Annotated in this window: 26 protein-coding genes and 1 tRNA gene; 8 read left to right on the top strand and 19 right to left on the bottom strand. The window is 60.5% G+C overall.

The window, feature by feature from the left end; genetic code table 11:
* Positions 1–58: 58 nt before the first annotated feature.
* Positions 59–451, top strand: coding sequence for a DoxX family protein (locus ACIPSK_RS15735; protein ID WP_003559672.1), 393 nt, complete (start codon positions 59–61; stop codon positions 449–451).
* A gap of 42 nt (positions 452–493) precedes the next feature.
* Here the strand turns inward: ACIPSK_RS15735 and sugE are convergent, their stop codons facing one another.
* The 7 genes from sugE to ACIPSK_RS15700 form a co-directional block, all read right to left on the bottom strand.
* Complete coding sequence (gene sugE / locus ACIPSK_RS15730; RefSeq protein WP_017964433.1) at positions 494–808, bottom strand: quaternary ammonium compound efflux SMR transporter SugE; 315 nt, start codon at positions 806–808, stop codon at positions 494–496.
* Positions 809–1,021: 213 nt separating this feature from the next.
* A complete protein-coding gene (locus ACIPSK_RS15725; protein ID WP_017964432.1) occupies positions 1,022–1,489 on the bottom strand; it encodes a YaiI/YqxD family protein in 468 nt (155 codons plus the stop codon).
* Between the two features lie 134 nt (positions 1,490–1,623).
* Positions 1,624–2,022 (bottom strand): hypothetical protein, encoded by a 399-nt coding sequence (locus ACIPSK_RS15720; protein WP_162117094.1) that lies wholly within the window; start codon positions 2,020–2,022, stop codon positions 1,624–1,626.
* Positions 2,023–2,448: 426 nt separating this feature from the next.
* On the bottom strand, positions 2,449–4,458 hold the full coding sequence (locus ACIPSK_RS15715; protein WP_162117095.1) for an acetyl-CoA carboxylase biotin carboxylase subunit: 2,010 nt from the start codon (positions 4,456–4,458) through the stop codon (positions 2,449–2,451).
* 75 nt (positions 4,459–4,533) lie between these two features.
* Positions 4,534–5,238, bottom strand: a complete 705-nt coding sequence (locus ACIPSK_RS15710) for a hypothetical protein (RefSeq protein WP_162117096.1) — start codon at positions 5,236–5,238, stop codon at positions 4,534–4,536.
* A gap of 97 nt (positions 5,239–5,335) precedes the next feature.
* On the bottom strand, positions 5,336–6,286 hold the full coding sequence (locus ACIPSK_RS15705) for a DMT family transporter (protein ID WP_210254184.1): 951 nt from the start codon (positions 6,284–6,286) through the stop codon (positions 5,336–5,338).
* Positions 6,287–6,383: 97 nt separating this feature from the next.
* Positions 6,384–6,468, bottom strand: a tRNA-Leu gene (locus ACIPSK_RS15700).
* 182 nt (positions 6,469–6,650) lie between these two features.
* Here ACIPSK_RS15700 and lipB point away from each other — a divergent pair.
* Both lipB and ACIPSK_RS15690 read left to right on the top strand, forming a co-directional pair.
* A complete protein-coding gene (lipB, locus tag ACIPSK_RS15695; protein ID WP_162117098.1) occupies positions 6,651–7,370 on the top strand; it encodes a lipoyl(octanoyl) transferase LipB in 720 nt (239 codons plus the stop codon).
* A gap of 259 nt (positions 7,371–7,629) precedes the next feature.
* Positions 7,630–8,274, top strand: a complete 645-nt coding sequence (locus tag ACIPSK_RS15690; RefSeq protein ID WP_017964426.1) for a methyltransferase family protein — start codon at positions 7,630–7,632, stop codon at positions 8,272–8,274.
* A 95-nt stretch (positions 8,275–8,369) separates the two neighbouring features.
* Here the strand turns inward: ACIPSK_RS15690 and ACIPSK_RS15685 are convergent, their stop codons facing one another.
* From ACIPSK_RS15685 to ACIPSK_RS15675, 3 genes are all read right to left on the bottom strand, one after another.
* Entirely contained in the window at positions 8,370–8,735 is a 366-nt protein-coding gene (locus tag ACIPSK_RS15685; protein ID WP_017964425.1) for a hypothetical protein, read from the bottom strand.
* 308 nt (positions 8,736–9,043) lie between these two features.
* Positions 9,044–9,562 (bottom strand): BON domain-containing protein, encoded by a 519-nt coding sequence (locus ACIPSK_RS15680; protein WP_162117099.1) that lies wholly within the window; start codon positions 9,560–9,562, stop codon positions 9,044–9,046.
* A 97-nt stretch (positions 9,563–9,659) separates the two neighbouring features.
* Positions 9,660–10,154 (bottom strand): peptide deformylase, encoded by a 495-nt coding sequence (locus ACIPSK_RS15675; protein ID WP_162117100.1) that lies wholly within the window; start codon positions 10,152–10,154, stop codon positions 9,660–9,662.
* A 240-nt stretch (positions 10,155–10,394) separates the two neighbouring features.
* Here ACIPSK_RS15675 and mgtE point away from each other — a divergent pair, with 240 nt between their 5' ends.
* On the top strand, positions 10,395–11,810 hold the full coding sequence (mgtE, locus tag ACIPSK_RS15670; RefSeq protein ID WP_017964422.1) for a magnesium transporter: 1,416 nt from the start codon (positions 10,395–10,397) through the stop codon (positions 11,808–11,810).
* A 63-nt stretch (positions 11,811–11,873) separates the two neighbouring features.
* Complete coding sequence (locus tag ACIPSK_RS15665) at positions 11,874–12,266, top strand: MerR family transcriptional regulator (RefSeq protein WP_011652104.1); 393 nt, start codon at positions 11,874–11,876, stop codon at positions 12,264–12,266.
* Between the two features lie 25 nt (positions 12,267–12,291).
* On the opposite strand, the gene ACIPSK_RS15660 is transcribed toward ACIPSK_RS15665, so the two are convergent.
* The 3 genes from ACIPSK_RS15660 to rpiB all read right to left on the bottom strand — a co-directional run bounded on the left by ACIPSK_RS15660 (position 12,292) and on the right by rpiB (position 14,730).
* Positions 12,292–13,281, bottom strand: a complete 990-nt coding sequence (locus ACIPSK_RS15660; protein ID WP_162117101.1) for a heparan-alpha-glucosaminide N-acetyltransferase — start codon at positions 13,279–13,281, stop codon at positions 12,292–12,294.
* Positions 13,281–14,045, bottom strand: coding sequence for a DUF599 domain-containing protein (locus tag ACIPSK_RS15655; RefSeq protein ID WP_017964420.1), 765 nt, complete (start codon positions 14,043–14,045; stop codon positions 13,281–13,283). Before ACIPSK_RS15655 ends, ACIPSK_RS15660 begins: the two co-directional genes overlap by 1 nt.
* A 241-nt stretch (positions 14,046–14,286) precedes the next feature.
* A complete protein-coding gene (rpiB, locus tag ACIPSK_RS15650; RefSeq protein ID WP_162117102.1) occupies positions 14,287–14,730 on the bottom strand; it encodes a ribose 5-phosphate isomerase B in 444 nt (147 codons plus the stop codon).
* Positions 14,731–14,893: 163 nt separating this feature from the next.
* On the opposite strand from rpiB, the gene ACIPSK_RS15645 reads away from it, so the two are divergent.
* Positions 14,894–16,093 carry an acyltransferase family protein gene (locus ACIPSK_RS15645; protein ID WP_162117103.1) on the top strand — a complete coding sequence of 400 codons (1,200 nt, stop codon included), beginning with the start codon at positions 14,894–14,896 and terminating at the stop codon, positions 16,091–16,093.
* A gap of 38 nt (positions 16,094–16,131) precedes the next feature.
* On the opposite strand, the gene ACIPSK_RS15640 is transcribed toward ACIPSK_RS15645, so the two are convergent.
* The gene (locus ACIPSK_RS15640; RefSeq protein ID WP_162117104.1) at positions 16,132–16,566 is read right to left on the bottom strand and encodes a VOC family protein; all 435 of its coding nucleotides are present in this window, start codon (positions 16,564–16,566) and stop codon (positions 16,132–16,134) included.
* A 349-nt stretch (positions 16,567–16,915) separates the two neighbouring features.
* Here ACIPSK_RS15640 and ACIPSK_RS15635 point away from each other — a divergent pair, with 349 nt between their 5' ends.
* Positions 16,916–18,319 (top strand): L-serine ammonia-lyase, encoded by a 1,404-nt coding sequence (locus tag ACIPSK_RS15635; protein ID WP_162117105.1) that lies wholly within the window; start codon positions 16,916–16,918, stop codon positions 18,317–18,319.
* 169 nt (positions 18,320–18,488) lie between these two features.
* Positions 18,489–18,926, top strand: coding sequence for a DUF1489 family protein (locus tag ACIPSK_RS15630; protein ID WP_162117172.1), 438 nt, complete (start codon positions 18,489–18,491; stop codon positions 18,924–18,926).
* Between the two features lie 89 nt (positions 18,927–19,015).
* Here the strand turns inward: ACIPSK_RS15630 and ACIPSK_RS15625 are convergent, their stop codons facing one another.
* The 5 genes from ACIPSK_RS15625 to pip all read right to left on the bottom strand — a co-directional run bounded on the left by ACIPSK_RS15625 (position 19,016) and on the right by pip (position 24,190).
* On the bottom strand, positions 19,016–19,291 hold the full coding sequence (locus ACIPSK_RS15625) for a hypothetical protein (RefSeq protein ID WP_162117106.1): 276 nt from the start codon (positions 19,289–19,291) through the stop codon (positions 19,016–19,018).
* 113 nt (positions 19,292–19,404) lie between these two features.
* Positions 19,405–21,024: a D-alanyl-D-alanine carboxypeptidase gene (locus ACIPSK_RS15620; RefSeq protein ID WP_162117107.1), complete on the bottom strand. Its 1,620-nt coding sequence runs from the start codon at positions 21,022–21,024 to the stop codon at positions 19,405–19,407.
* A gap of 110 nt (positions 21,025–21,134) precedes the next feature.
* Positions 21,135–21,944: a hypothetical protein gene (locus ACIPSK_RS15615; protein WP_162117108.1), complete on the bottom strand. Its 810-nt coding sequence runs from the start codon at positions 21,942–21,944 to the stop codon at positions 21,135–21,137.
* 303 nt (positions 21,945–22,247) lie between these two features.
* Positions 22,248–22,853 carry a transglutaminase-like cysteine peptidase gene (locus ACIPSK_RS15610; RefSeq protein ID WP_017964412.1) on the bottom strand — a complete coding sequence of 202 codons (606 nt, stop codon included), beginning with the start codon at positions 22,851–22,853 and terminating at the stop codon, positions 22,248–22,250.
* A gap of 365 nt (positions 22,854–23,218) precedes the next feature.
* Positions 23,219–24,190 (bottom strand): prolyl aminopeptidase, encoded by a 972-nt coding sequence (pip, locus tag ACIPSK_RS15605; protein ID WP_446532945.1) that lies wholly within the window; start codon positions 24,188–24,190, stop codon positions 23,219–23,221.
* Positions 24,191–24,372 lie beyond the last annotated feature (182 nt).

Genomic DNA, 24,372 nt, shown 5'->3' with positions numbered 1-24,372 from the left:
CAATCCCTGCGGGGGACAGGCTAACGCTCGACTCTCATTGTTTTAAAGGAGAGGTTTAATGTCAACTTTCGAGCGTCTTTCTGCCTATCGCCCCTATGGGCTGGCCGCTCTCAGAATCATCACCGCGCTGCTGTTCATCGAACACGGCACGATGAAGCTTTTCGCTTTCCCGGCTGCGCAGATGGCCGGCCCGTTGCCGCCGCTGATGCTTTTCGCCGCCCTTCTTGAGCTGATCGGCGGTATCCTCATTCTCGTCGGCCTGCTGACGCGGCCTGTCGCCTTCCTGCTGGCCGGCGAAATGGCGGTCGCCTATTTCATGGCGCATGCCCCGAACAGCTTCTTCCCGGCCGTCAACCAGGGCGACGCCGCGATCCTGTTCTGCTTCGTTTTCCTCTACCTGTTCTTCTCCGGTCCCGGCGCTTTTGCCGTCGATAACCGCAAGGCAGCCTGAACGATACACTGAGGGGCGTCGGCGACGCCCCTCAACCTCACATTAGGCGGTAAGCTTGAGACCGGCGATGCCGGCGACGATCAGCGTGATGCAGGCAAGGCGGGAGACACTTGCCGCATCACCAAGCAGCCAGATGCCGAGACATACGGTGCCGACCGTGCCTATGCCGGTCCAGACCGCATAGGCGGTGCCGATCGGGAGATGCTTCACCGCCAGGCCGAGCAGCACGATGCTGATGACCATCGATATGGTGGTCAGCGCCGTCGGCAGCGGCCGGGTGAAGCCATCGGTATATTTAAGGCCGATTGCCCAACCACATTCGAAAAGACCGGCGAGGAATAGCAGAAACCAGGCCATGCGACTCTCCTTGTTGAAGAGCGAGGCCGTCCCCGCGACAGTTGCATCCTGGAGGATGCCGCAGTCGTCTGCGATGAAGCCTATATGCGTGAGGAAGCGGCGGTGTTCAAGATCGGAATCGGCACAGCTGCCATGCCGGCCGCTTCTTGCCGCTTACAGCGCCGCGCGTCTTTCAGACGTGCAAAGGACGCTATCGCACCTTTAGTTGCTGCATCACGGCTGCCCGTCAGCCTCCGCGGCAAGGCTTTTGGCGCGGCGGCAGAGGCGATCGAAGGTTTCGAGGAAGCGTGAGCGGTCTTTCGGGCTGAAGGCGGCGTTGTAGCCCTTGCTCTCGCCGGTTTCGCGCAGGTGCGCGCCGAGATCGCGCATGGCGCTTGCCATGCCGATATTGGTCTCGTCGAAGACGCGGCCTGTGGGTCCGCTGACGAAGGCTCCGGTCGCGACGCAGCGCACGGCGAGCGGCACATCTGCGGTGACAACGACGTCGCCCGTGCCGGCGCGTTCGGCGATCCAGTTGTCGGCGGCATCGAAGGCGTTGGAGACGATGATGTTGCGGATCATCGGATCGCGCGAGGGGCGCAGGCCGGAATTGGCAACGAAGGTAACTTCGAGGCCGTGGCGTTCGGCTACCTTCAGGATTTCCGGCTTTACCGGGCAGGCATCGGCGTCGACATAGATCAAAGGCTGTTTACCTCACTCAGAGCACGAGGCCGAAAAGTGTGCGCGGTTTTCGGAAGACATCATGCTCTAATTCTTTGATTTAGATCCGGACCTAAAAACTTCCGGATCCAATGCCGACGCCTGATACGCGCGGTTTACTCACGAGTCCAGATTTCGCTCGAAACCTTTTCCGAGCCGCCATAGGTCCAGACACCCTGCCAGCTGCCGTCCGGCTGCTCGAAATACATGGCGATGCCGAAATTCTCCTTGGAGACGTAACCGACGGAGATCGCCGTGTCCTCGTCGCTTGCCGGACCCATTTCGAAACGATCGCCACTGAATTTTGCGCCGAGGCCGGTGCCGATCGACTCGTTCTTGCCGATCATCCAGTCGACGATATAGGTCTCGCCGTTGCGAAGCACCTTGACGGTGCCCTGATACTCGCTGCCGTCCTCGCTGGTGCCGGCGACCTTGTAGGAACCTGTGGGGTCCGCAAGTGCGATGGCGGGCAGTAACACAAATGCGCAAGCCGAAATAACAGTCCGAAAGATCATAGGGTCCCCTTTGCCAAAGCATGAGTGCCAAGCACCGAAACGGTAACATGAAAGGGCTTCACACTTGGTGAAGCCCTTTGCAGATCCGGCCAGTTATTTTTGGGGTAGCGAGCAGTTTTACTTCAAGCCCGCAGTCTTTATGGCAGTGTTTAGTACAAGACCACGCAGCGGATGCTCTTGCCCTGGTGCATCAGCTCGATGCTTCTGTTGATGTCTTCAAGCGGCGTCGTTGTGGGTGATTATCGGCTCGGTTTGGCTCTTACCTCGCAAGTACCAGGCGACGATCTTCGGCAGTCGGTCGGTGACAAGATGGAGGTCTCCTGGCCGGCGCCGGCCTGCCGATGACCACTGACTTGGCCAAGCCCCGACGCGAAGGTCGACGAACTCGGCTCAAGCGAAAACAGCCATTCGCCCGGTCTCTTCCTCTCAGGCGAATTCCATGATCACGGCATCGACGGCCAGGCTTTCGCCGGCCGCGGCATTGATCTTCGAGACGACGAGATCGCGGTCGGCGCGCAGCACGTTCTCCATCTTCATCGCTTCGACGATCGCAAGCGTCTCACCGGCCTTGACCTCCTGGCCCTCGGCAACTGCGATGGCGACGACGAGGCCGGGCATCGGGCAGAGCAGGAGCTTGGAGGTATCGGGCGGCAGCTTTACCGGCATCAGCCTGTCGAGTTCGGCATGACGCGGCGAAAAGGCCTTGGCAATCACCGAAAGCCCCTGCCAGTCGATACGCAACCCGTTTAGAACGGGGCGAATCTGCGCGGCAATGTCGCGACCTCCGACCTTGCCGCTCCAGACTGGGTCGCCCGGTCTCCAATCGGTGACAACGCTGTTGTTCTCGCCCTCGATCGCGATGTCCATATCGAAGGGGATGGTGACGAGACCGTCGAGCAATCGTGCCGCGACGTACTTGTCGCCGATCTTGACCACCCAATCTTCGCGCAACGCGCCCGATGCGGCGCGCAGACGATCGGCAAACCGTTCGCGGCGGTTCGTCTCAATCAGCGAAGCGGAGAGGGCAATGCTCGCAAGCACGGCTTCTTCCGCCGGGTCCGGTTTCATTGGCGCAAAACCATCGGGATATTCCTCGGCGATGAAGCCGGTGGACAGCCGGCCTTCGCGCCAGCGCGGATGTTTCATCAGCGCCGACAGGAAAGGAACATTGTGCTCGATGCCATCGACGACGAAGCCGTCGAGCGCCCGGCCCATGGCGTCGATCGCCTCAAGCCGTGTCGGCGCCCAGGTGCAGAGCTTGGCGATCATCGGATCGTAATACATCGAAATCTCGGCACCCTCGAAGACGCCGGTATCGTTGCGGAGGACGACATTGCCGGTCCTGCCTTCCGCCGGCGGGCGGTAGCGCGTCAGGCGGCCGATCGAGGGCAGGAAGTTGCGGTAAGGATCTTCGGCGTAGAGCCTGCTCTCGATCGCCCAGCCATCGAGCTTGATGTCCTCCTGGGCGAGTGGAAGAGGCTCTCCCGCTGCGACCCGGATCATCTGCTCGACAAGATCGATGCCGGTAATGAGTTCGGTCACGGGATGTTCGACCTGCAGGCGAGTATTCATTTCGAGGAAATAGAAATTGCGATCGCGGTCGACGATGAATTCGACCGTTCCGGCGCTCTGGTAGTCGACGGCCTTGGCCAGCGCCACCGATTGCTCGCCCATGGCCTTGCGGGTCATTTCGTCGAGGAAGGGCGAGGGCGCCTCTTCCGCCACCTTCTGGTTCCGCCGCTGGATCGAGCACTCGCGCTCGCCGAGGTACACGACGTTGCCATGCGCGTCGGCCAGCACCTGGATTTCGATATGGCGGGGTTCGACGACGAACTTCTCGATGAAGAGGCGGTCGTCGCCGAAGGAGCTTTTCGCCTCGGAGCGGGCACGCTCGAAGCCGTCGCGCACTTCTGCCTGGTTCCATGCAATGCGCATGCCCTTGCCGCCGCCACCAGCCGACGCCTTGATCATGACGGGATAACCGATCCCGCCAGCGATCACCTCCGCATGGGGCGCATCCACGATGATGCCAAGATGGCCAGGCACTGTGGATACACCGGCGGCATTGGCGAATTTTTTCGATTCGATCTTGTCGCCCATCGCCATGATGGCCTTCGGCTTCGGGCCGATGAAGACGATGCCCTGTTTTTCCAGTTCGGCGCAGAAGGAGGCGCGTTCGGACAGGAAGCCGTAACCGGGATGCACCGCCTCGGCGCCCGTCGCCTTGCAGGCCGCGATGATCTTTTCGGCAGCCAGATAACTCTCCGACGCTGCGGCCGGGCCGATATGAACAGCCTCGTCGGCCATCTCGACATGCAGCGCGTCCCGATCCGCATCCGAATAGACCGCGACGGTCAGAATGCCCATGCGGCGTGCAGTCTTGATCACGCGGCAGGCGATTTCGCCGCGATTCGCGATCAGGATTTTCTTGAACATCGAGACTCCACCCAGAAATGCGTCCCGGAGTTTTACGCATAAAACACCGGAACGCACAATCAGGCTTGCGGAGCGTCAGGCGACAGCGGCTTCCGAGACGGGTTCCTCGTCGACGATGCGCAGCCAGCGGCTGCGCCGCGGCTCGGCATATTCGCGCAGCTTGACGGCGGCCATGATCCCCGCCCAGTGCGGATGATTGGCGCAGTCCAGCGTTGCCTGCTCGATCTGCTGGAGCACGCCATATTCGACCGACGAGACGGGGATAACGCCGCCTTCGGCGACGCTTCTGAAGATGCGCATCGCGAAATCGATGTCCTGGCGGGTGATGCCCCGACGATCGACGGCACGCGACAGCTTGTAGCCACCGATATTGTCGGTGATCGCCAGGCGGAGCTGATCGAGGGTGAGCGCTCTCAACTCGCCCGGGACATCGGCCGAGATCTCCATGACGTGAAGAATGAGCTCGAGTTCCAGCGCCGAGTTGACGACACCATCGGTCGTAAACATGCGCATGATCCAGGCGACGTTGATTTCATCAAGTGAGCCTTGCGGATAGGTGTAGCGAACGATGAAGCCGGCGAGCTGCTCCACGAAAAAAGCGTTCCAAGCGGCACATTTTTCAGGGCAGGAATTATTGAGCGCCAACATCGCCACGACATCGTCGGATGTCCGGATGCCCTCCGGAAAAGCATGTTTGCGCAGCAGCACTATATCTTCGGCCGTCAGCCGATGCTTGCCGGCCACCACACAGGCCGGAAAAGCGAGACGAAATTCGCTCATGTTTTAACTCCAGGCTTCATCATGAAACCGGAGACAATTTTAGCGCCGGCGAATTGACGATCCCTCAAGAAGAGGAGTTAACCTGACATTCCCGAGGTCAGGAAGATTTTAACGATTGCGCCTGCAGCCGCTCGCGCCAGATGATGAAGAGGCCAGACGCAACGATGACGAAGATGCCGATCCATTTGGAAAAGCTCGGGAAATCGTTGAACAGCGCATAACCGAGAACGGTCGCCGAGATGATCTCGAAGTACTGGAACGGCGCTAGCAGCGACAGCGGCGCGAGCCGGAAAGCCCGGACCACCAGCATATGCGCATATCCGGAGATCGAGCCGAGGGCGAGAAGCAGGATAAGGCCGAGCACGGAGGAGGGCAGGGAGACGGTAAAATCGGCATTGCCGGAAGTGCTGCCGACGAGAAGGGCAGCCGCCATGAAGACCGTTCCGCCGATGCCGGCCATCGTCTGCATGGTCAGCGGCGAATCGGCCTCGCCGATGGCGCGGTTGAGGAAGAGATAGAGCGAGAACAGAAAGGCACAGGCGACCGGCAGCAGCGCCTTCAAGCCGAAAATTTCGTAACTTGGCTGAATGACGATCATCGCGCCGGCGAAACCGACGACGATCGCTGTCCAGCGCCGCCAGCCGACCTTGTCGCCGAGAAACAGCGCCGACAGGGCGGTCAGCATGAAGGGCTCGACGAAATAGATGGCGAAGACATCGGCGAGCGGCATGTATTTGACGGCGACGAAGAACAGCAGGCTTGCAGCACCGTGCAGCACACCGCGCAGCAGGTTCATCCATGGCCGTTTGGCCGAGAGCGCCTTCAGCCCGAAAAGGGCGAAAAGAATCGGCAGGGTGCAGGCAATCTGGAAGAAGAATCGGTAGAAGGTCACCTGACCCGGCGACATCGCCTCGAAGGTCGCCATATATTTGGCGATCGCATCCATGGTCGGCAGGATGAGCATGGCGCCGGACATGATGGCCATGCCCTGCAGGGGATTTTGATGGGACGCTGACATGGCCGCTGATTCTTGCGAGGATGACGCCATCAACCATGAGAAGGCCGGGCGATCAAGCCGAGCAATCGCAAATGGCTTCGAGGTGAAAACGAAATCTTCGCTTAGAAAGCGTTTCCCTGAAGGGAAATGGTGCGGTCGAGAAGACTCGAACTTCCACGGGTTGCCCCACAGCGACCTCAACGCTGCGCGTCTACCAATTCCGCCACGACCGCATCGTGGTAGGTGCCGATTTGCGTCGGCGGGGCAGCATGTAGCAAAAGCATCTGGGGTGCACAAGGGCGATACGACAGTTTTTTTGAAAACCGGTCACAGCATTTGAATTGGTCTCGAAACGGGTCCATATAGCTGTCCTGCCGCCCCTATTTCACAGGCATTTCGGGGAGAGCGGCGAGGAATGGCCATGCTTCGCACCGATCTCGAATTCTCCATGCTTCCCCAACTCGGCACGCGGCCGGTCCGTTGGCGCATCGCCGATGGCCTCGTTCCCTATGAGGAGGCGGTGGAGACGATGGAGCGCGAGGTGGCGGTGATATCAGATGGCGGTGATGAGCTCGTCTGGCTCGTCGAACATCCGCCGCTCTATACTGCCGGCACCAGCGCCAATGCGAGGGATCTCGTCCAGCCGAATCGATTTCCGGTCTTTGCGACCGGGCGTGGCGGTGAATACACCTATCATGGGCCCGGCCAGCGCGTCGCCTATGTCATGCTCGATCTGAAGAGGCGGCGTCAGGACGTGCGCGCCTTCGTTGCCGCCCTTGAAGATGTCGTCATCCGCACGCTCGACATGATGAATGTGCGCGGTGAGCGACGTGAAGATCGCGTCGGCGTCTGGGTGCGACGGCCGGAAAAGCCATTGCTGGCCGATGGGACGATGGCCGAGGACAAGATCGCCGCTCTCGGCATAAGGCTGCGGAAATGGGTGACCTTCCACGGACTGTCGCTCAACGTCGATCCCGATCTCGATCATTTCGGCGGCATCGTGCCCTGCGGGATATCGGCCTATGGCGTGACCAGCCTCGTCGATCTTGGCTTGCCGGTGATGATGGCTGATGTCGATATCCGGCTGCGCACCGCCTTCGAAGCGGTTTTCGGCGAAACGGCCGGCGAAACCTGACTAATCGCGGCGACCGGGGCAATTTGTATCGGAAAGAAAGGCTGGTTTCGGCTTTTTCTAGGGGAACAATGCTTCGTGGAAGCTTTGGCGGTCGCGTAGCGTTGAGGTCGCTGTCGAGGAACCCTTGGACGTTCGAGTCTTTCTGCCGTCAGGCTCGGCAATCGCTTCACCGTCAGATCTGAGCCAGCGTTTTAACCGATAATTAGCGGCGGAAATATATAGGACATCACAGCAGTGTGAATATGGAAGTCCGAGGACAATGAGAAAAAAAGCAGCGGCAAGCTGGTCGTTCCTCGATGTGTATTTCGTTGTCGATATTATCGAGAAGGTTCTCATCGGTTATTTCTTCGTTGGGATCGTCATGCGGGTCCTGCCGCAGATGCAGGACGATCGCGCGATCATCGACTGCCTGCTGATCGTTTCGGAGGGAGCTGCCGCATTCCTCATCCTGACCCGCCGGCCGACGAGAAATGCGTCGCTACGCTTCTTCGACTGGACGGTTACTGCCATTGGCACGATCTTCCCGCTGCTTGCCGCGCCCTCTGCGACACAGCCGCTAGCGCCGCTCGCATTCTGCGGGACGGTGATGGCGCTCGGTTTCATCTTGCAGATATCGGCAAAGCTGGCATTGCGGCGAAGCTTCGGCCTGGTGCCGGCCAATCGCGGCGTCAAGATCGGCGGGCCTTACAAATTTATCCGCCACCCGATGTATGCGGGATATCTGATGACACACATCGGCTTCTTCCTGGCTCATCCGAGCCTTTGGAATTTCGCCATCTATGCGACGGCCCTGGCCGCACAATGTTTCCGCCTCCTGGCGGAAGAAGGTCTGCTCAAGCAGGATCCTGCTTACGAGGCTTTCATGGCCACGACCCGTTACCGGCTCGTTCCATTGGCATTCTGAGACGACATAAAGATGGATTGAAAAGAAAGGGCCGATTTCCGGCCCTTTCTTTTGTCGGATCCCTTTCTTTTATCGGATCCAGGTCTTCTATCGGTTCAATGCGTCGCGCGGCATGCTTCGGTGCGGGAGGCGCCGCTGTCGGCACCCTTGGTGTGGGAGCCCTTCGGGCCGATCATGCTGTGGCATGGGGGCAGCGGCGTGATGCTGGCCGTTGCGGTCTTGTCGACGGCAGGGGCTGCCATGGCGCTCGGTGCAAAACCATCGCTGTCATTGGTATAGTCGCTGGAATAGGCCGGGGCCTTGCGGCTGCTGTAGTGGACCGGGGCCGGTTTCGACGTCGGGCTCGGCGCGAAGCCGTCGCTGTCGTTGGTGTAGTCATCGGAATAGGTCGGCTGGGCGAAGGCAGCGCCTGCAAGGCTGACGGCGAACAGGGAAGCGGCAAGGGCAAATTTGATGCGCATGGGTCTATCTCCTCAATCTGCTGTTGAATTCCACAACATAAACTAACCCTCGGCAAACACGAGTTCGCGCCCCAATTCAGGCAATTTTGTGATAAAAAGGCGACGCAGCCGCGACCTTTTGTCCAAATGAAATCACAGTGTTATCAACGAAATTGACGTTCGCGTTACAAAAGCTGCCTAAGTAAAACGGCAAAATACGGTGCCTCAAAAGACGTATCCGGCTGCAATCTGAAATTGTTAACTTTTGGTAATGTAACAGGCGGGCGGGAGGCATCGGCGCCTTCCGCCGATTGTCCGTATGCGTGACGTTAGTCCTCGTTCGGGATATGCGCGTCGACACCGGTCAGCTGCAGTTTGTTGCGCACATGATGGACACCGTCGACCGAAAGCGCGGCGAGTTCGACCTTGCGGGCGATGCCGATCGTTTCCACCGAACCTTCCAGGGTGACGACGTGACCGTCTGCATGAACCTCGATGCTGTCGATATCGACATCAGGGATGTTTTCGAGATTGTCGTTCACCCGCGCTTCCAGCTCGTCACTTTCATCGCGGTCGATCGTATCGGCGCGCAGCGAATCCTTCAGGCGGTTCTCGTTGCCGTCCTCATCCGTGCCGTCTATCCGGAAGCCCTTGTTGGGATCGCTGTCGAAATTGGCCGCAGCCTCGCCGTAAGGGCGATTATCCGGGCCGCCGGTGCCGGCGCCGCTGTCATCGGCATAGGGCCAGCCGTCATCGAGGTTGCGTTCTTCGAGGTCGCGATAATCCTCTTCACGGGAAAGCTCAGGCTTTTCCCGCGAAATCGGGGTCTTGTCACCGATCCTTGCCATTGCAGTCGCTCCTTGTTGCTTTTGCTGGAAACGCCGGCAGCGGCGAATGGTTCGGTGCGGACGGCGATTTGTCAGCCGTGATTGTCAGTCGTGATTGTCAACTCTCGGCCTTCTCCCATTTCTTCACGAGACGGTCGCGCTTCAGGCGCGAGAGGCGCTGCAGCCAGAAAATGCCATCGAGCTGGTCGACTTCGTGCTGGATGCAGATGGCAAGGAAATCTTCGGCACCGTCCTCGTGCACGGCGCCCTCGGCATCCTGATAGCGGAAGCGGATTGCTCGCGGGCGCGTCACCTCGTCGGTCGCGCCAGGCATGGATACGCTGCCTTCGGTATGGCTCACCGTCTCCTTCGAAAACCAGGTGATATGAGGATTGACATAGAGGTGCACGCCGTCGGCCTTGTCGAGCTCCAGCACCGTGACACGGTTGAAGACACCGATATGGGCGGCGGTGATGCCTACGCCGGGGGCTGCGCGCATCGTCGCCAGCAGATCGTCGGCAAGTGCTGTGAGCGAGGAATCGAAGGCCGTCACCGGCGCGCAGGCAGTCTTCAGGCCCGGATGTGGATAGCGCAGAATCGGACGGATGGGCATGGGGCAGGCTTCCTCTGCTTGGACGGGTGAGGAAACTATCGCCGGCCGCGGGCATTGTCATCACGAAGCAGGGTTTGCCGCTTTACGACACGGGTGCTTTGGGCTAGCAGGGGCCAAGAATTCCGGCTGCGGGAGCCTTGCGGGATTCGCTTATCCGCTTGTTGATAATGTGTTTTCGGCCAACATTTGCGAATGCGGCGCGGCAGCCGTTGAAATTCGAACCAGATGCGAGGGCGGCAGATGACGACGACCGATGGGGAAGACCGCATTCGCAGGCGTCCTGATGACGAAGAAGCCGATATCTACGACGAGGACGGCAATGTCCGCGGCGATTTCCTGGCGCTTGTCGGCGCCGCAATCGCCGACCGCGACACGCTGTTCCTGCGCCAGAACGTTGCCCGGCTGCATGAATCCGAAATAGGCGACCTGCTGGAGGCGATCCAGCCGGATCAGCGCCTGGCGCTGGTGCGCCTGCTCGGCGACGATTTCGACATGACGGCGCTGACCGAAGTCGACGAGGCGATCCGCCGCGAGATCGTCGACCAGATGCCGAACGACCAGATCGCCGCCGCGATCGGCGAGCTCGATTCGGACGACGCCGTCTATATTCTCGAAGACCTCGACAAGGAGGACCGGGAAGAGATCCTCGCCCAGCTGCCGTTCACCGAGCGGGTGCGGCTGCGCCGGGCGCTCGACTATCCCGAAAGCTCGGCCGGGCGCCGCATGCAGACGGAATTCGTCGCCGTGCCGCCATTCTGGACTGTGGGACAGACGATCGACTACATGCGCGACGAGGAGGATCTGCCCTATTCCTTCTCGCAGATCTTCGTCATCGACCCGACCTTCAAGCTGCTCGGCGCCGTCGATCTCGATCAGATCCTGCGCACCAAGCGGCAGACGAAGATCGAGCAGATCATGCGCGAGACGAACCATCCGGTTCCGGCCGAGATGGACCAGGAGGAGGCGGCTCAGCTCTTCGAGCAGTACGACCTTCTCTCGGCCGCCGTCGTCGATGAGAACGGCCGGCTGGTCGGCGTGTTGACCATCGACGACGTCGTCGACGTCATCCACGAGGAGGCGGACGAGGACATCAAGCGCCTCGGCGGCGTCGGCGACGAAGAGCTGTCGGACAATGTGCTCTCGACGGTGCGTTCGCGCTTCCTGTGGCTTTTGATCAATCTCGGCACGGCGATGCTGTCGGCCAGCGTCATCGGGCTGTTTGACGGCTCGATCGAGAAGATGATCGCGCTTGCCGTGCTGATGCCGATCGTCGCCTCGATGGGCGGCAATGCCGGCACGCAGACGATGACGGTGACGGTGCGCGCGCTCGCGACCCGCGATCTCGACATCTACAATGCCGGCCGCATCATCCGCAGGGAGGCGGGCGTCGGCATCCTGAACGGCATCGTCTTCGCGACGATCATGGGCGCGATCGCCGGGACCTGGTTCCACGACTACCAGCTCGGCGGGGTGATTGCGGCGGCGATGGTCATCAACCTGATGGCAGCCGCTCTTGCCGGCATCCTTCTGCCGCTACTGCTCGACAAGATGGGCGCCGACCCGGCGATCGCCTCGTCGGTCTTCGTCACGACGGTGACGGACTGTACCGGCTTCTTCGCCTTTCTCGGCATCGCCACCTGGTGGTTCGGCATCTGAACGGCCAAAAATTGACTATTACGTAAAAGTCAATATTATCGTCTGTCCGACGACGGGGAACACATGCCGGTGAACAAATATTATAGCATAACGGAGCTGACGCGCGAATTCGGGGTCTCGACGCGCACGCTCCGCTTCTATGAGGACGAGGGACTGATCCATCCGGAGCGGCGCGGGCGCACGCGTCTGTTCCGGCAAGCCGACCGGCGCCTCATCGGGGAAATCCTGCGCGGCCGGCGCATCGGTTTCACCATCGCCGAAATCCGCGAGATCATCCAGGTCTACAAGGAGCCGCCGGGCGAACTCGGCCAGCTGAAACTCCTCATGAAGCGCGTCGACGAGAAGCGCGACGACCTGCGCCAGAAGCGCAAGGATATCGACGACACGCTGGCGGAACTTGACGCTATCGAAGAGACCTGCCTCGGCCGCCTCGCCGAAATCGGCGTCACCACCTGAAAAGCGGCTACCGGGCTGCCAACCTCTATTGTGCCTCGACGCTGCATTCGGCGGCGATCGTCTGGACCCGCTCGTCGTTCCGAATATCGATCTCTCCCGCCTGCAGCGGCGTGAACAGGGCTTGAGCCTGCAATTTGTCCAGCGTGCACTGGCAGAAGCCACGGCAAAGCGCTTCGCCTTGCTGCATGACGCAAGAGGCGTTGCATTGCCTTAGGTAAGTCGCGAGCGGATCCGGCGCCTGCGGCGGGACGACGAGGGAAAGCCCGTAGGCGATGCCGATCAACACCGGCTGATGGATGAGATAGAAAGCAAGGCTGTGGCGGCCGAGCCTTGCCGGCCACCAGGAACCGGTGCCAATGGCGGCAAGCCGCTGCGGCAGCCCGGTTTTGATGGCGATCGAGGCAATACTCAATCCAGCGAAGAAGGGCACGGCCCAGGGAAACAGCGGGACGTAGTCGTTAGAGCGTTCCGGCGTCACGGCAAGGCCGATCCAGGCGAGATATCTGGGATCGAAGACGGATGAGCGAAGCAGGCCGGGTGGCCCGAAATTATCGGTGATCCAGGCGGCAAAGAGCGCGAGCGTGGCGATGAGCGTGAAGGCGAGCGGCAGCCTCAAAAAAACGACGCCGATGAGCGTGAGCACCGCGATACAGTGCAGGATGCCGAAATAGATCCACTCGTTCGGCATCGCGATGCGCGTGGCGATCGAGATGAGCGCGGCTGCCGCGGCGATCATGCCGAAGCGCTTCCAGTAGGAGGGCCAGCGAATCCCGGGCGTGCTCGATAGCACCAGGCTGATGCCGACGATGAAGAGAAAGGTCGTGGCGATCGCCCGGGCATAAATCTTCAGCCAGCCGGTTTCGGCCGTGCCCGGCGCGAGATAGCCCATGAACTCCATGTCCCAGCTGAAATGGTAGCTCGCCATGGCGATCAGCGCGACGCCGCGCGCCGTATCCAATAGACCGATGCGCGGCGGTTTTACCGCCGCATCGGCTTTCGTTGCCGGCAATATCATCAAAGTCCCTCGGGCAAATCATTTCCGCCGCTCGACGGACTATCGCGGCCAATAGCAGAAAGGTGGAGATTTGATGGCGGACCGGCATCCATGATCGCCAGTCGCGCCTGCGAGAAAAATTGCCGGCGTGTCAGCACGAAGATGACGATCGCCGTCGTCATCATGAAGACATAGGGGTTGATGAACCAGCCGAGATAGCCGATCGACAGGAAGATCGCCCTGAGCCCCTCGTTGAAATTGCTGCCGGCAATGACGTTCATGCGGATGACGCGTTCGGCCGCCCGCTCGGCGGCGATGACGTCGCGCTCGCTGTCGCGCATCATCGGGATCGAGCCGAAAAGAATGGTGCAGTAGTTGAACAGCCGATAGGACCAGCCGAATTTGAAGAAGGCGTAGCCGAAAAGCGCTGCCAGCCCACCGACCTTCATCTCGAAGACGGCATGGCCGCCATGGAAGACGAAGGGCAGGTCGGCGAAGACGGCATCGACCTTCTCCGTCGCTCCGAGCAAAGCAAAGCAGCTGCCGATCGCGAAGATCGACGTCGAGGCAAAGAAGGCGGTGCCGTTCTGCAGGCCGGCCATGATTTGCGTGTCGATCATCTTCAGGTCGCGGCGCAGCGAATTGTAGATCCACTCCCGGCGCCGTTCGGTCATCGCATGGGTCAGGCTGGTGCGTCCGAAGAAGGTGCGGCCGTGCAGCAGCCAGGAATAGCCCATCCAGACAAAGGCAAAGAAAGTCAGAGCGATATAATCCGCCGTCGTCATCAGTGATTCGGTCTCCGCATGAACGCGACCACTATGCCGCAAGTCGGATTATGCTGCATGGCCGAGTTCGGCGGCTTTACGCGAGTTTGGCCATGCGGCAGTTCGGCATAATCGAGCCGTCGGGAAACGACAAGGCTTGGCGGATAGCCGACCGGCATCTTCTGGGCCTAAATGGAGCAATGCGGTGATCCGTCAGCCTGGGGATTAGGGATGGAACCCAAAGAAGGAGAAAAGGACGGCGCTACCCCGCCTCAATCATCCCCACCCGCGTCGCATGCCGGCCGCCCTCGAAGCGAGCGGTCAGGAATGCATCGACGATATCGAGCGCCAGCCCTTCGCCCACGACGCGCACGCCAATCGAAAGCATGTTGGCATCGTTGTGCTGGCGGATCATACGGGCGGAGAATGTGTCTGCGCAGACGCCGCAACGGATGCCCTTTACCTTGTTCGCCGCCATCATGATGCCCTGGCCGGTGCCGCATAGGATGATGCCAAACCGGCAATCGCCGGAGGCGACGAGACGCGCCGCCGCTTGGCCGTGGTGAGGATAGTGTGTGCTCTCCGGCGTTGTCGGTCCGATGTCGACCGCTATCCAGCCTTGCGCCGCGATATGACCGGCAATGGCCTGCCGGAGTTGAATGGCGGCGTGGTCGCTGGAGAGGGCGATGCGGTTGGTGGCTGTCATGGAGAGTGGTTCCGTTTTCCAAAGCAATTTGCCGTCTTGACGATGCATGCTAGCGCCACACCAGTCTAGAGGTGCGCGAGCAGGGCGCCGTGTTAACCGCTTGTAAAGTCGTGATGGCCAATTGTTCAGGACTGAACCTGAACTCCGAATTCAAAAGTGACCCATGAGTCGGCCGGATTACATCCCGAGTCTCGATGGCCTGCGCGGTGTCGCTGCGCTTCTGGTCGTTGGAGCCCATATTGGCCTTATCTTTCCGATCACAGCTCCGCATCTCGTGACGATGGGCGACGAAGCCGTCGGTTTGTTTTTTGCGCTCAGCGGCTTCCTGATGGCCCATCTCTATGGCTCACGGCCGGTCACGAGAGAAAACGTGCTGGATTTTCTGGTGAGCCGCTTTGCCCGCATCTATCCGGTTTACCTGGCGGCCGTCATTCTCGTGGCGATGCTGTCGAGCATGCAAAATCTGGATTTTATTCAGCCGATCGTTAGCGGCACGGACTTTGTACGTCATATCTTTCTTCTCGGCTCGAGTGGTGTTTTCTGGTCGATACCACCCGAGATCCAGTTCTATCTGTTCTTTCCTGTCCTGTGGCTTTGCTTGGCCCAGCCGCACCGCTATAGCGGCATAATTGTGGGCCTGACCGTGGCCGTCGTCGTGGATGGCCTGGTCGAATTGCCAGGCCCGGGAATCCTGCTCGTCTCCAAGCTCCCTTACTTTCTGTTCGGCGCACTTGCCGGAATGATGCATTCCTACTGGAACAGCTGGTTTCCATCTGCCCTTACAGGCATTTTAACGCTCTTCGCTCTGGCGGTGTTTTTCACTTACCGGCATATCTTGCCCGGCTTTTCCCCGGTATTTTGGAGCCTGCAAAGTGCGGTGGCCGCGGCCGTCATTGTCGGGCTCGTCGCTCGACAGCCTCCCATCGCAGCCCGTGTCCTGGCAGCTGGGCCGGTACGGTTTTTCGGAAAGATCAGCTTTTCACTTTACCTTTTCCATGTCCCCATCATGTTCCTGGCGCGTCTGACTTTTGATGCATTGATGCCGGAACCGGCGCTCATCATGGTGACGCTTTTCGTTGCGGCAGTCGGGGCATGGTTCATCCACGAGACGATCGAGGTTCCAGGCCGACGGTGGCTGATCCAGCTATGGCAGGATAATCGCTCGCGTCTGGTTTGGCGCGAAACTCCAGTTGGCCAAATGAACCGCGCGATCCTCGACCTGCAGGAGATCGAAAAACGCCTGCTGAACGGGGCAACGTCAACCATGGTCGATCAACGACAGATCTCGACGACGTCCACCCCACCGGATGGAGCCGACGGCACGGTCATTCAAGATGATCGTAACGAAAAGCTTCGCGCATAGCGCAGTTGCCGTTCGTCGTCATTGACTTCGTATTGCGCTCAGAGTTCTTGGGCCAGTCCGATGAGAAGCCCTTCAGGCCCGCGGATGTAGCAGAGCCGATACGTGTCTTGATAGTCCACGACTTCGCCTTCGAGCTGCGCGCCGCGCTTACGCAGCCTGTCAAGCGTCTCATTGATGTCATCAACCGTGAACATGACGCGGAGGTAGCCGAGCGCGTTGACCGGGGCGTTGCGGTGATCTGCGACGACGGGCGGCGTGAGGAAGCGGGAGAGCTCGAGCCGGCTATGGCCATCCGGTGTGCGCATCATGGCAATCTCGACATGCTGATTGCCCAGTCCAGTGACACGTCCGGCCCATTCTCCTTCGATCGTGGCCCGCCCTTCGAGCTCGAGGCCGAGCTCGCGAAAGAAATCAATCGTCACTCCGAGGTCTTCGACGACGATTCCTACGTTGTCCATCCGTTTGAGCGCCATGTGTCCAATCTCCCAATCTGCAAGGTTCTAGCATCGACGTCAGCAGGACATTGGGAGTCGGTGCAGACTGTCAAGATAAGGCAACCAGTTCTTCCTCCGCCTAGGCTTGATTGAATGCAGCAATCATTGGTAAGGCGGACCGCTTGGCTTAACGCATGACCCCGAAAATCGGATTCGATTTTCGGAAGGGATTATGCGCACACTCAAAGTGCCAGCGCGTCTTATGGGACACGCGGCGCTCCAGTGGGCAGCCGGAATGTCGCACCGGCTCCATGCGATGTCGGTGTGCTGCACGGATTCGAAACCGACCTCGCTTAAGCTTGCATCCTCATATACAGAAGGCGCACCCATGTTTCTCTCGGTATTCGATGTCTTCAAGATCGGTGTCGGGCCGTCGAGTTCACACACGATGGGTCCGATGTCGGCCGCCAACCGGTTCCTGGAGCTGATCCTGTCGAACGAATGGCCGCGCCCGTCATCGGGCGCACAGGTCACAGCCATCAAAGTCAGCCTGCACGGCTCGCTCGCCCATACCGGCATCGGCCACGGCACGGGCAGGGCTGTCATTCTCGGGTTGATGGGCGAGGCGCCCGACAGCGTCGATCCCGACCGGATGGACGGCATCGTCGACACGGTGGAGCGCACCGGCCGCATCACGCCGGATGGGCATCCCGCCTATCAGTTCCAGCCGAAAACCGATTTGGTCTTCGACAAGAAACAGCCATTGCCCGGCCATGCAAACGGCATGGTTTTTTCCGCCTATGACAGGGACGGCCGGCTGCTCGTCAAGCGCGTCTATTATTCGGTCGGCGGCGGCTTCGTCGTCACCGACACCGAACTGGAACAGATGCGGGCGAAGAAGAACGCGGCCGGCGGCACGCGCGTACCCTATCCCTTCTCCACCGCCAAGCAGATGCTCGAAATGGCGGAGCGCTCCGGGCTGTCGATCGCGCAGATGAAGCGGGCGAACGAGGAGAGCCAGCGCTCACGCGAGGAGCTCGATCAGGGGCTCGATCGCATCTGGGAGGCGATGCGGTCCTGCATCGAGCGCGGCCTCAAAGTCGAGGGCATCATGCCCGGCGGCCTGAACGTCAAGCGCCGCGCCCGCAGGATTCACGACAAGCTGGAAGAGGAGTGGCGCAGCAACCGCGTCAACCCGCTGCTCGCCAACGATTGGCTGAGCGTCTATGCGATGGCCGTCAACGAGGAGAATGCAGCCGGCGGGCGCGTCGTCACGGCGCCGACCAACGGAGCGGCCGGTGTCATTCCGGCGACGATCCGCTACTATGAGCATTTCCACGAGGACTGGGACCAGAACGGCATCCGCGACTACCTGCTGACGGCTGCTGCCATCGGCGGCATCATCAAACACAATGCCTCAATCTCGGGCGCCGAGGTCGGCTGCCAGGGCGAGGTCGGCTCGGCTGCGGCGATGGCCGCCGCGGGCCTTGCCGCCGTCATGGGGGGCACGCCGGAGCAGATCGAAAACGCTGCCGAGATTGCGCTCGAACATCATCTCGGCATGACCTGCGATCCAGTCGCGGGCCTGGTGCAGGTTCCCTGCATCGAGCGCAACGCGCTCGGCGCGGTCAAGGCGGTCACCGCGGCATCACTTGCCGTCAAGGGCGACGGCCAGCATTTCGTGCCGCTCGATGCCTGTATCGAGACGATGCGCCAGACCGGCCACGACATGAGCGAGAAATACAAGGAGACCTCGACCGGAGGTCTTGCGGTCAACGTCGTTGAATGCTGAGTTTGTGGACGCCTGACGTTACAGCACCATGCGTCCTTTCAGACGCGCAAAGGACGCTTGTAACACTTTGAACTGCTGCATAATTTCATCCTTAGATCGATTCCGGTCTAAGAATGAAATTATGCTGGAGGTGCTTGACGGTCGCTGCCAAAAGGATTTCAACGGCGGCATGGCATTGCATCTCATCAAACTCTGCGTCGGCGCCGACTCGATCGACGATCTGCGCGAATGGGTGGCGGAACGCTCGCTGCGCGCCATTGCCGCCGGCCTCGAGCCGCATTCGGTGCATACGACGCGCATGGCGCCGAAACGCATGGAGGAACTGCTTGACGGCGGCTCGCTCTACTGGGTGATCAAGGGGCAGGTGCAGGCCAGGCAGAAGCTGCTCGGCATCGAGACCTTCACGGACGGCGAGGGCATCTCGCGCTGCCGCCTAATACTCGGCCCGGAGGTCATCGAGACGGCCGTGCAGCCGAAGCGTCCCTTCCAGGGATGGCGCTATTACACTGAGGACGACGTGCCGCGCGACCTGACAAGCCTTGGCGCCGGCATTGCCGAAATGCCCGCTGATCTTCGCCGCGAACTCACGGACCTTGGTCTGCTCTAGTCCCCGAAAATCGAAGCCGACTTCCGGAAAGGTTTATGCGTGGATTGAAGCTGACGGCGTGCCCATTCGGGCACGCGGCACTCCGCAGTTCAGCGCAGGCGCAGTTGCACCGGCGCGCTGCCATCGGGGGATGTCACATGCAGATGGATGCGGGCTTCGGGTTGGGAATAGCGCCAGGCGCGCGCACCATGGCACAGCAGCAGATTGATGAGATCCCGGGTCTTCGGGGACTTGGCCTTCGGTCGCTGCAGGCCAATCTCGGCGAGGCGCAAAGCCGCCTCGTGCAGCGGATGCAGAGATGAGCGCCCCTTGGCCGTCATGCGGCGGTCTGAAGGCATTCCTGGAAAGTTCTCATTAATCGCCATTGTTTTCCCCGTACGCAATACTGATCGAGTTCAAGAATGGTGGCCGGAAACGCAAACACCGATTCCGGCCGTCACCAATGCTGCCGGCCATCTTGCAGGCAGCATCGAATAGCTCATTGGGCAGCCGCCCAGCACTTGATGCCGGCCTTCTTCAAGGCCTTGCAGGCGTTGACGGCATCGCGCTGATCGTCGAAGCCGCCAAAGCGGGCGCGGTAAAGCTGATCACCACCAGCGGCGTAGGCGACCGCGAAGGGCTTCGCCGAGGCCAGCGCTCTGCCGCCCTTGCTCTTGGCGCTCTCCAGGAGATCCATGGCCATCTGCCGGTTCGGCGAGACGCCGACCTGCACGACCCAGCCGCTGGGACCATCGCTGGTTGAAACGGCGCCAGTCGAAGTGGGAGAAGTGGGAGAAGTGGGAGTGGTCGAGGCGGTGGTGACATCATCGACCGAGGTATCGCCCTGTTCCGGCGGCATATAGGCGGGCGCCGGCGTCGGCACGGCGACCGATGCCTGCTGCTTGAAGGTCATGGTCTTGACTTTGGTCGGCGCCGGCATCGGCTGGGCTACCAGTGGATTGTCGGATTTCGACTGAGCGGTCTCGGCATAGGCAACCTCGGTCTCGGCGACCTGATAACGCGCATCCGGCAGCGGGCCTTTGTGCGGCAGGCTGAGATCGGCGGCTGCGGCCGAAATCGGCGGCTGCGCTGCGGTGATCGTCTTTGCGACCTGCTGTTGGGCCATTTGCGGCTGAGCTCTCTGCTGGACCTTCTGCGGCTGGACCGGAGCGGGTGTCTCGATCATCGCCGGGGCGGGGGCTGCCTGGGCAATCAGCGCCGACGACCCGCCGCGGCTCGATGCCTTCGGCAGATAGGTGGCGATCAGATTGCGCATCTGGGCATCGCGGGCGGGCGTCGAGGCGCCGCCGAGCACGACGCCGACGATCGACTTGCCGTCGACCTGCACCGAGCTCACCAGATTGAAACCGGCAGCGCGCGTGTAACCGGTCTTGATGCCGTCGACGCCGCGCACCGAACCGACCAGGCGGTTGTGGCTGCGGATCGTGCGGCTGCCGAACTTGAAGGCGCGGGTGGAGAAATAGCCGTAATATTGCGGGAAATGCTGGCGAAGGGCGATGCCGAGGCGAGCCTGATCGCGCGCCGTCGTCATCTGCGCCGTATTCGGCAGGCCGTTGGCGTTGCGATAGGTGGTGCGCGTCATGCCAAGCGCATGCGCCTTGGCGGTCATCAGCTGGGCAAAACGATCCTCGCTGCCGCCGCCCAGCATTTCGCCGAGCGCGGTTGCGGCATCATTGGCCGACAGGGTAACGAGACCGAGAATGCCCTGCTCGACGGTGATCGTGCCGCCGGCGCGGACGCCGAGCTTGGTCGGCGCCTGGGCTGCCGCATGAGCGGAGAAGGGGACGGGCGTATCGAGGCGGATGCGGCCCTGCTCCAATGCCTCGAAGGTCATGTAGATGGTCATCATCTTGGTCAGGGAGGCGGGGTATTGCAGCCGGTCGGCATTCTCGCTGTAGAGAACGTTGCCGGTCTTGGCGTCGACGACGATGCCTGCATATTTCGAATTCGCCGCTTCTGCGTCGGCATTTACCGAATCGACCAGGACGATCGTGACGGCCACCGAAAGGATCGCCAGCAGCTTTGCCAGAAAATTGCCGGATCGGGACGATGATACGGAGGAGGCTGACCTTGACACTATTCCACTCTTCTCTTGCATTTCAGATATTTGGCATTTCAGATTTTGGCAGGAACCGCACACCTCCCGCCGCACAGCTCGTCTTCTAAAATTACCGGCTGGGCGTTACCAATCCGTTTATGATGAATCGTTTATTTCGCTGTCTGGGGAGCATTTTTGGGTGTTGTCGCAGAACGGTTCACAAGACGCGTTTCCACAAAGGTGCGGATAGCGGCATCAATATGTTCCCAGTCGTCGAGATGGCTGCTCGAAAAGCGGTAGAGAACGCTGAGATCCCTGCCGACCTTGATATCGCGTTGACAATCTCCGCTCGCCGCCTTGTCCGGGGCTGAAGGCAAAATGCAGCGCACGACGTAATCCGGCCCGCCCTCGACGGGCGCCGTCAGCAGTACCTCGTCGCCATAACCCGCATCGGCGCGAAGGCGATGCAGCGTCAGGCCGTTGCGGAAGGGCTCGGCCGGTCCTTCGAGCAGATGCGAATAGATCGGTTCCAGCCGTCCGGACATGTCGCGCGACATGGTGCTCTGGGTAACCTGCAGGAAGATCAGCCCGGAGGATTGGGCGACATCGTCGAATCGAAGGTGGTTTTCCTTGCCGTAACCCTGCATCTCAGGCCAGGCGAGGTAGAGATCGACGCGTTCGGCGGCGCCTTCATGCCTCTGGCTCGGAAAGCGGATGGCGTTCTCGGGGAATTTCACGGTGTCACGGCCGATGGCCAGCATGATTTCAACCGTGCTGTCGGTGTTGCCGGCAAGCGAGATGTGGCGGCCGAACCAACGGCCGCCGATGCTGATGACAACTGTCAGGACCGCCAGAACAGCGATCGCCGCCATCGTGCGGAGGAGAAATCCCATGGAAAAAAGCGGCTGCTCGTCGGGTGCGCTGTGCGCGGCATGGCTCATGGCGGTTCTTCGCGTTTCGGTCCGCCGCAGGAAGAACATGAGCCGCCGGTGCCGATGATGAATCTCACCGCCATGATCGAGCCGGCAAGGTTAACAATTCGCTAAGATACTGGTGAGGTAAGGCTTTAAAAGAGGGCGAGCCGTTCCCGGGACAGCGGGAACGGCTCTTGGGCACCGGTCGGGGACGGGATGCGGGGACTGACCGGGCCGCAGGCTGCAGCCGGCTAGAACAGGATGATTTTAGGCCGCTCGGCCGAAAAATCTGAATCCTGTTCTTGAGCATGATGTCGTCCGAAAACCGCTCACACTTTTCGGCATCATGCTCTGGCCGGCAGGCTGTTCTTACTTGACGCTACCGACCGCGACAGCGCGGCCGTCCTGAAGCTTCGACCAGCGGGCCGGATCGTCGGCGGACTGGCGCTTCAAATAGGTGTATTCGGTATCCGACCACAGCAGCACCTTGTTGCGCATGTTGTCGAGGATGAAGTCGCCGTGATCGGTGCGAACAGTCAGTACGGCATGGCCTTCGCCATTCGGCTGCAGCACGACGGTGATCAGCGTGTCGGACGGCGAGAAACCGTCGTCGATCAGCATCTTGCGCTTCAGCAGGGCGTAATCCTCGCAATCGCCGACGGTGCGCGGATACGCCCAGTGCTCCTCGACACCGTAGATCTGCTCGTCCGTCATCGGCTGGATCGTCGAGTTGACGGTGTAGTTGACCTTGAGAATTTCCTTCCAGCGATCCTCGGTGAGGATGGCCGGTCCGGCATCGCCGCCAACTTCGACGCATTCCGTCGGATTCGCCTTGCAGAATTCGTAATGGCCGATCGGCGGGCTGGCGTTGCCTGCCAGGGCCATGCTGGCGGGCATCGCCTGTCCCGAACCCGCCATGGCCATCATGATGGCACCAGCCAGAAGGCCGCCTTTCAGGATATTCGCAGTTGTCATTGCCGTCTCCCCGTAAGTTGAGGTGACAATGGCACAGACGTTTTTATCTCACGGAAAATTACGCAATAGAATTAAAGGCTTAGTTGATTCAAATACCAATAAAGCTTGGCTAAAAACAAACTTGAATGCGAGTAAAATTCGATGCGGATTTGTCTCGAATTCGATTAAAATTGTAATGCACGCAACAAGGCTTTCGCCCGCGAAAAGGTTGCGTTGCCGTCCTCATGTTAAGGATTTTCGTTGAGCCGGATAACTTCCGGCGGCCGGCCGGCGACGTGCGGTCGACCGTCGACGCCGCCGGAATCGACCGATTCGACCGGTTCAAAAGCAGAATGTCGCTCAGATCGCCGATTCCGACGGGAAAATTATTTTTGAGGAAAATCGCGAAATCGATCGGTGGCGGCGACGATCGCCGCGCTCATATCGGGATTTCCGGTGGAATGGGCAGCATGCGGAAGGATGCTGAGCTCGCTTTGCGGCCAGGCGCGGGCGAGTTCCCAGGCAGTGACAAGCGGCGCCTCGATGTCGAACCTTCCCTGCAGCAGGATGCCGGGAATGCCGGTGAGCCGCGTGGCATTCTTCAAAAGTTGGGCGTCCTCCAGCCACGCGCCGTTGCTGAAGTAGTGGGTGATGATGCGGGCGCGCGTCAGTAAATAGGTGGGGTCGGCCCAGCGGCGCGGTAGGCCTTGGGGATCGGCGAGCAGAATCGAGGCCGCCTCCCAATCATGCCAGTCGCGCGCCGCCTTGAGGCGCGTTTCCGGGTCCGGATCGTTGAGGAGACGATGATAGGCGGCCACCATGTCCTCGTCTCCTCCCTGAATCGCTGGGGCAGCCGCCTGGCGGAAACGGTGCCATTCTTCCGGAAAGAGCGGCGCCATGCCCCGATAGAGCCAGTCGATTTCCGAGAGCTGGGTGGTGGTCACGCCTGCGATGACCATTGCCGCGACCCGCTCCGGATGGGTTTCGGCATAGGCGAGCGCCAGCGTCGAACCCCAGGAATTGCCGAAAAGGAGCCAGGTGTCGATGCCGAGACCGGCGCGCAGCCGTTCGATATCGGCAACGAGATGCCAGGTGGTGTTGAGGGAGAGATCGGTTTGCGGATCGGCAGCGCTCGGCAGGCTGCGGCCGCAATTGCGCTGATCGAACAGAATGATTCGATAGGCATCGGGATCGAAATAGCACCTCGCCATGGTCGAACAGCCGGAGCCAGGGCCGCCGTGCAGCACCAGTGCCGGGCGGCCCGTCGGATTGCCGCAGGCCTCCCAATAGATCAGATTGCCGTCGCCCGTATCAAGGCCGTGATCATAGGTTTCGATTTCGGGATAGAGAGCTGACATGGGCCACCTGCGATCGAGCCGGGCCTTATCCGTCATATCCGTGACGAACGAATGACGAGCGAGGGCGAGGCATTTTCGAACGCAAAATCACTGCACATTTTGGGCAACCTCACCGAGTGCAGATCGGTGTCGCAGCTTGTTCCACTCATAATATTATCTGCCGACTGGGTGGAACGACTTGC

Source organism: Rhizobium sp. LARHSG275 (genome assembly GCF_052871115.1).
Note: the sequence above shows the minus strand (reverse complement) of the source record. Positions and strands in the feature narration are given on the sequence as shown.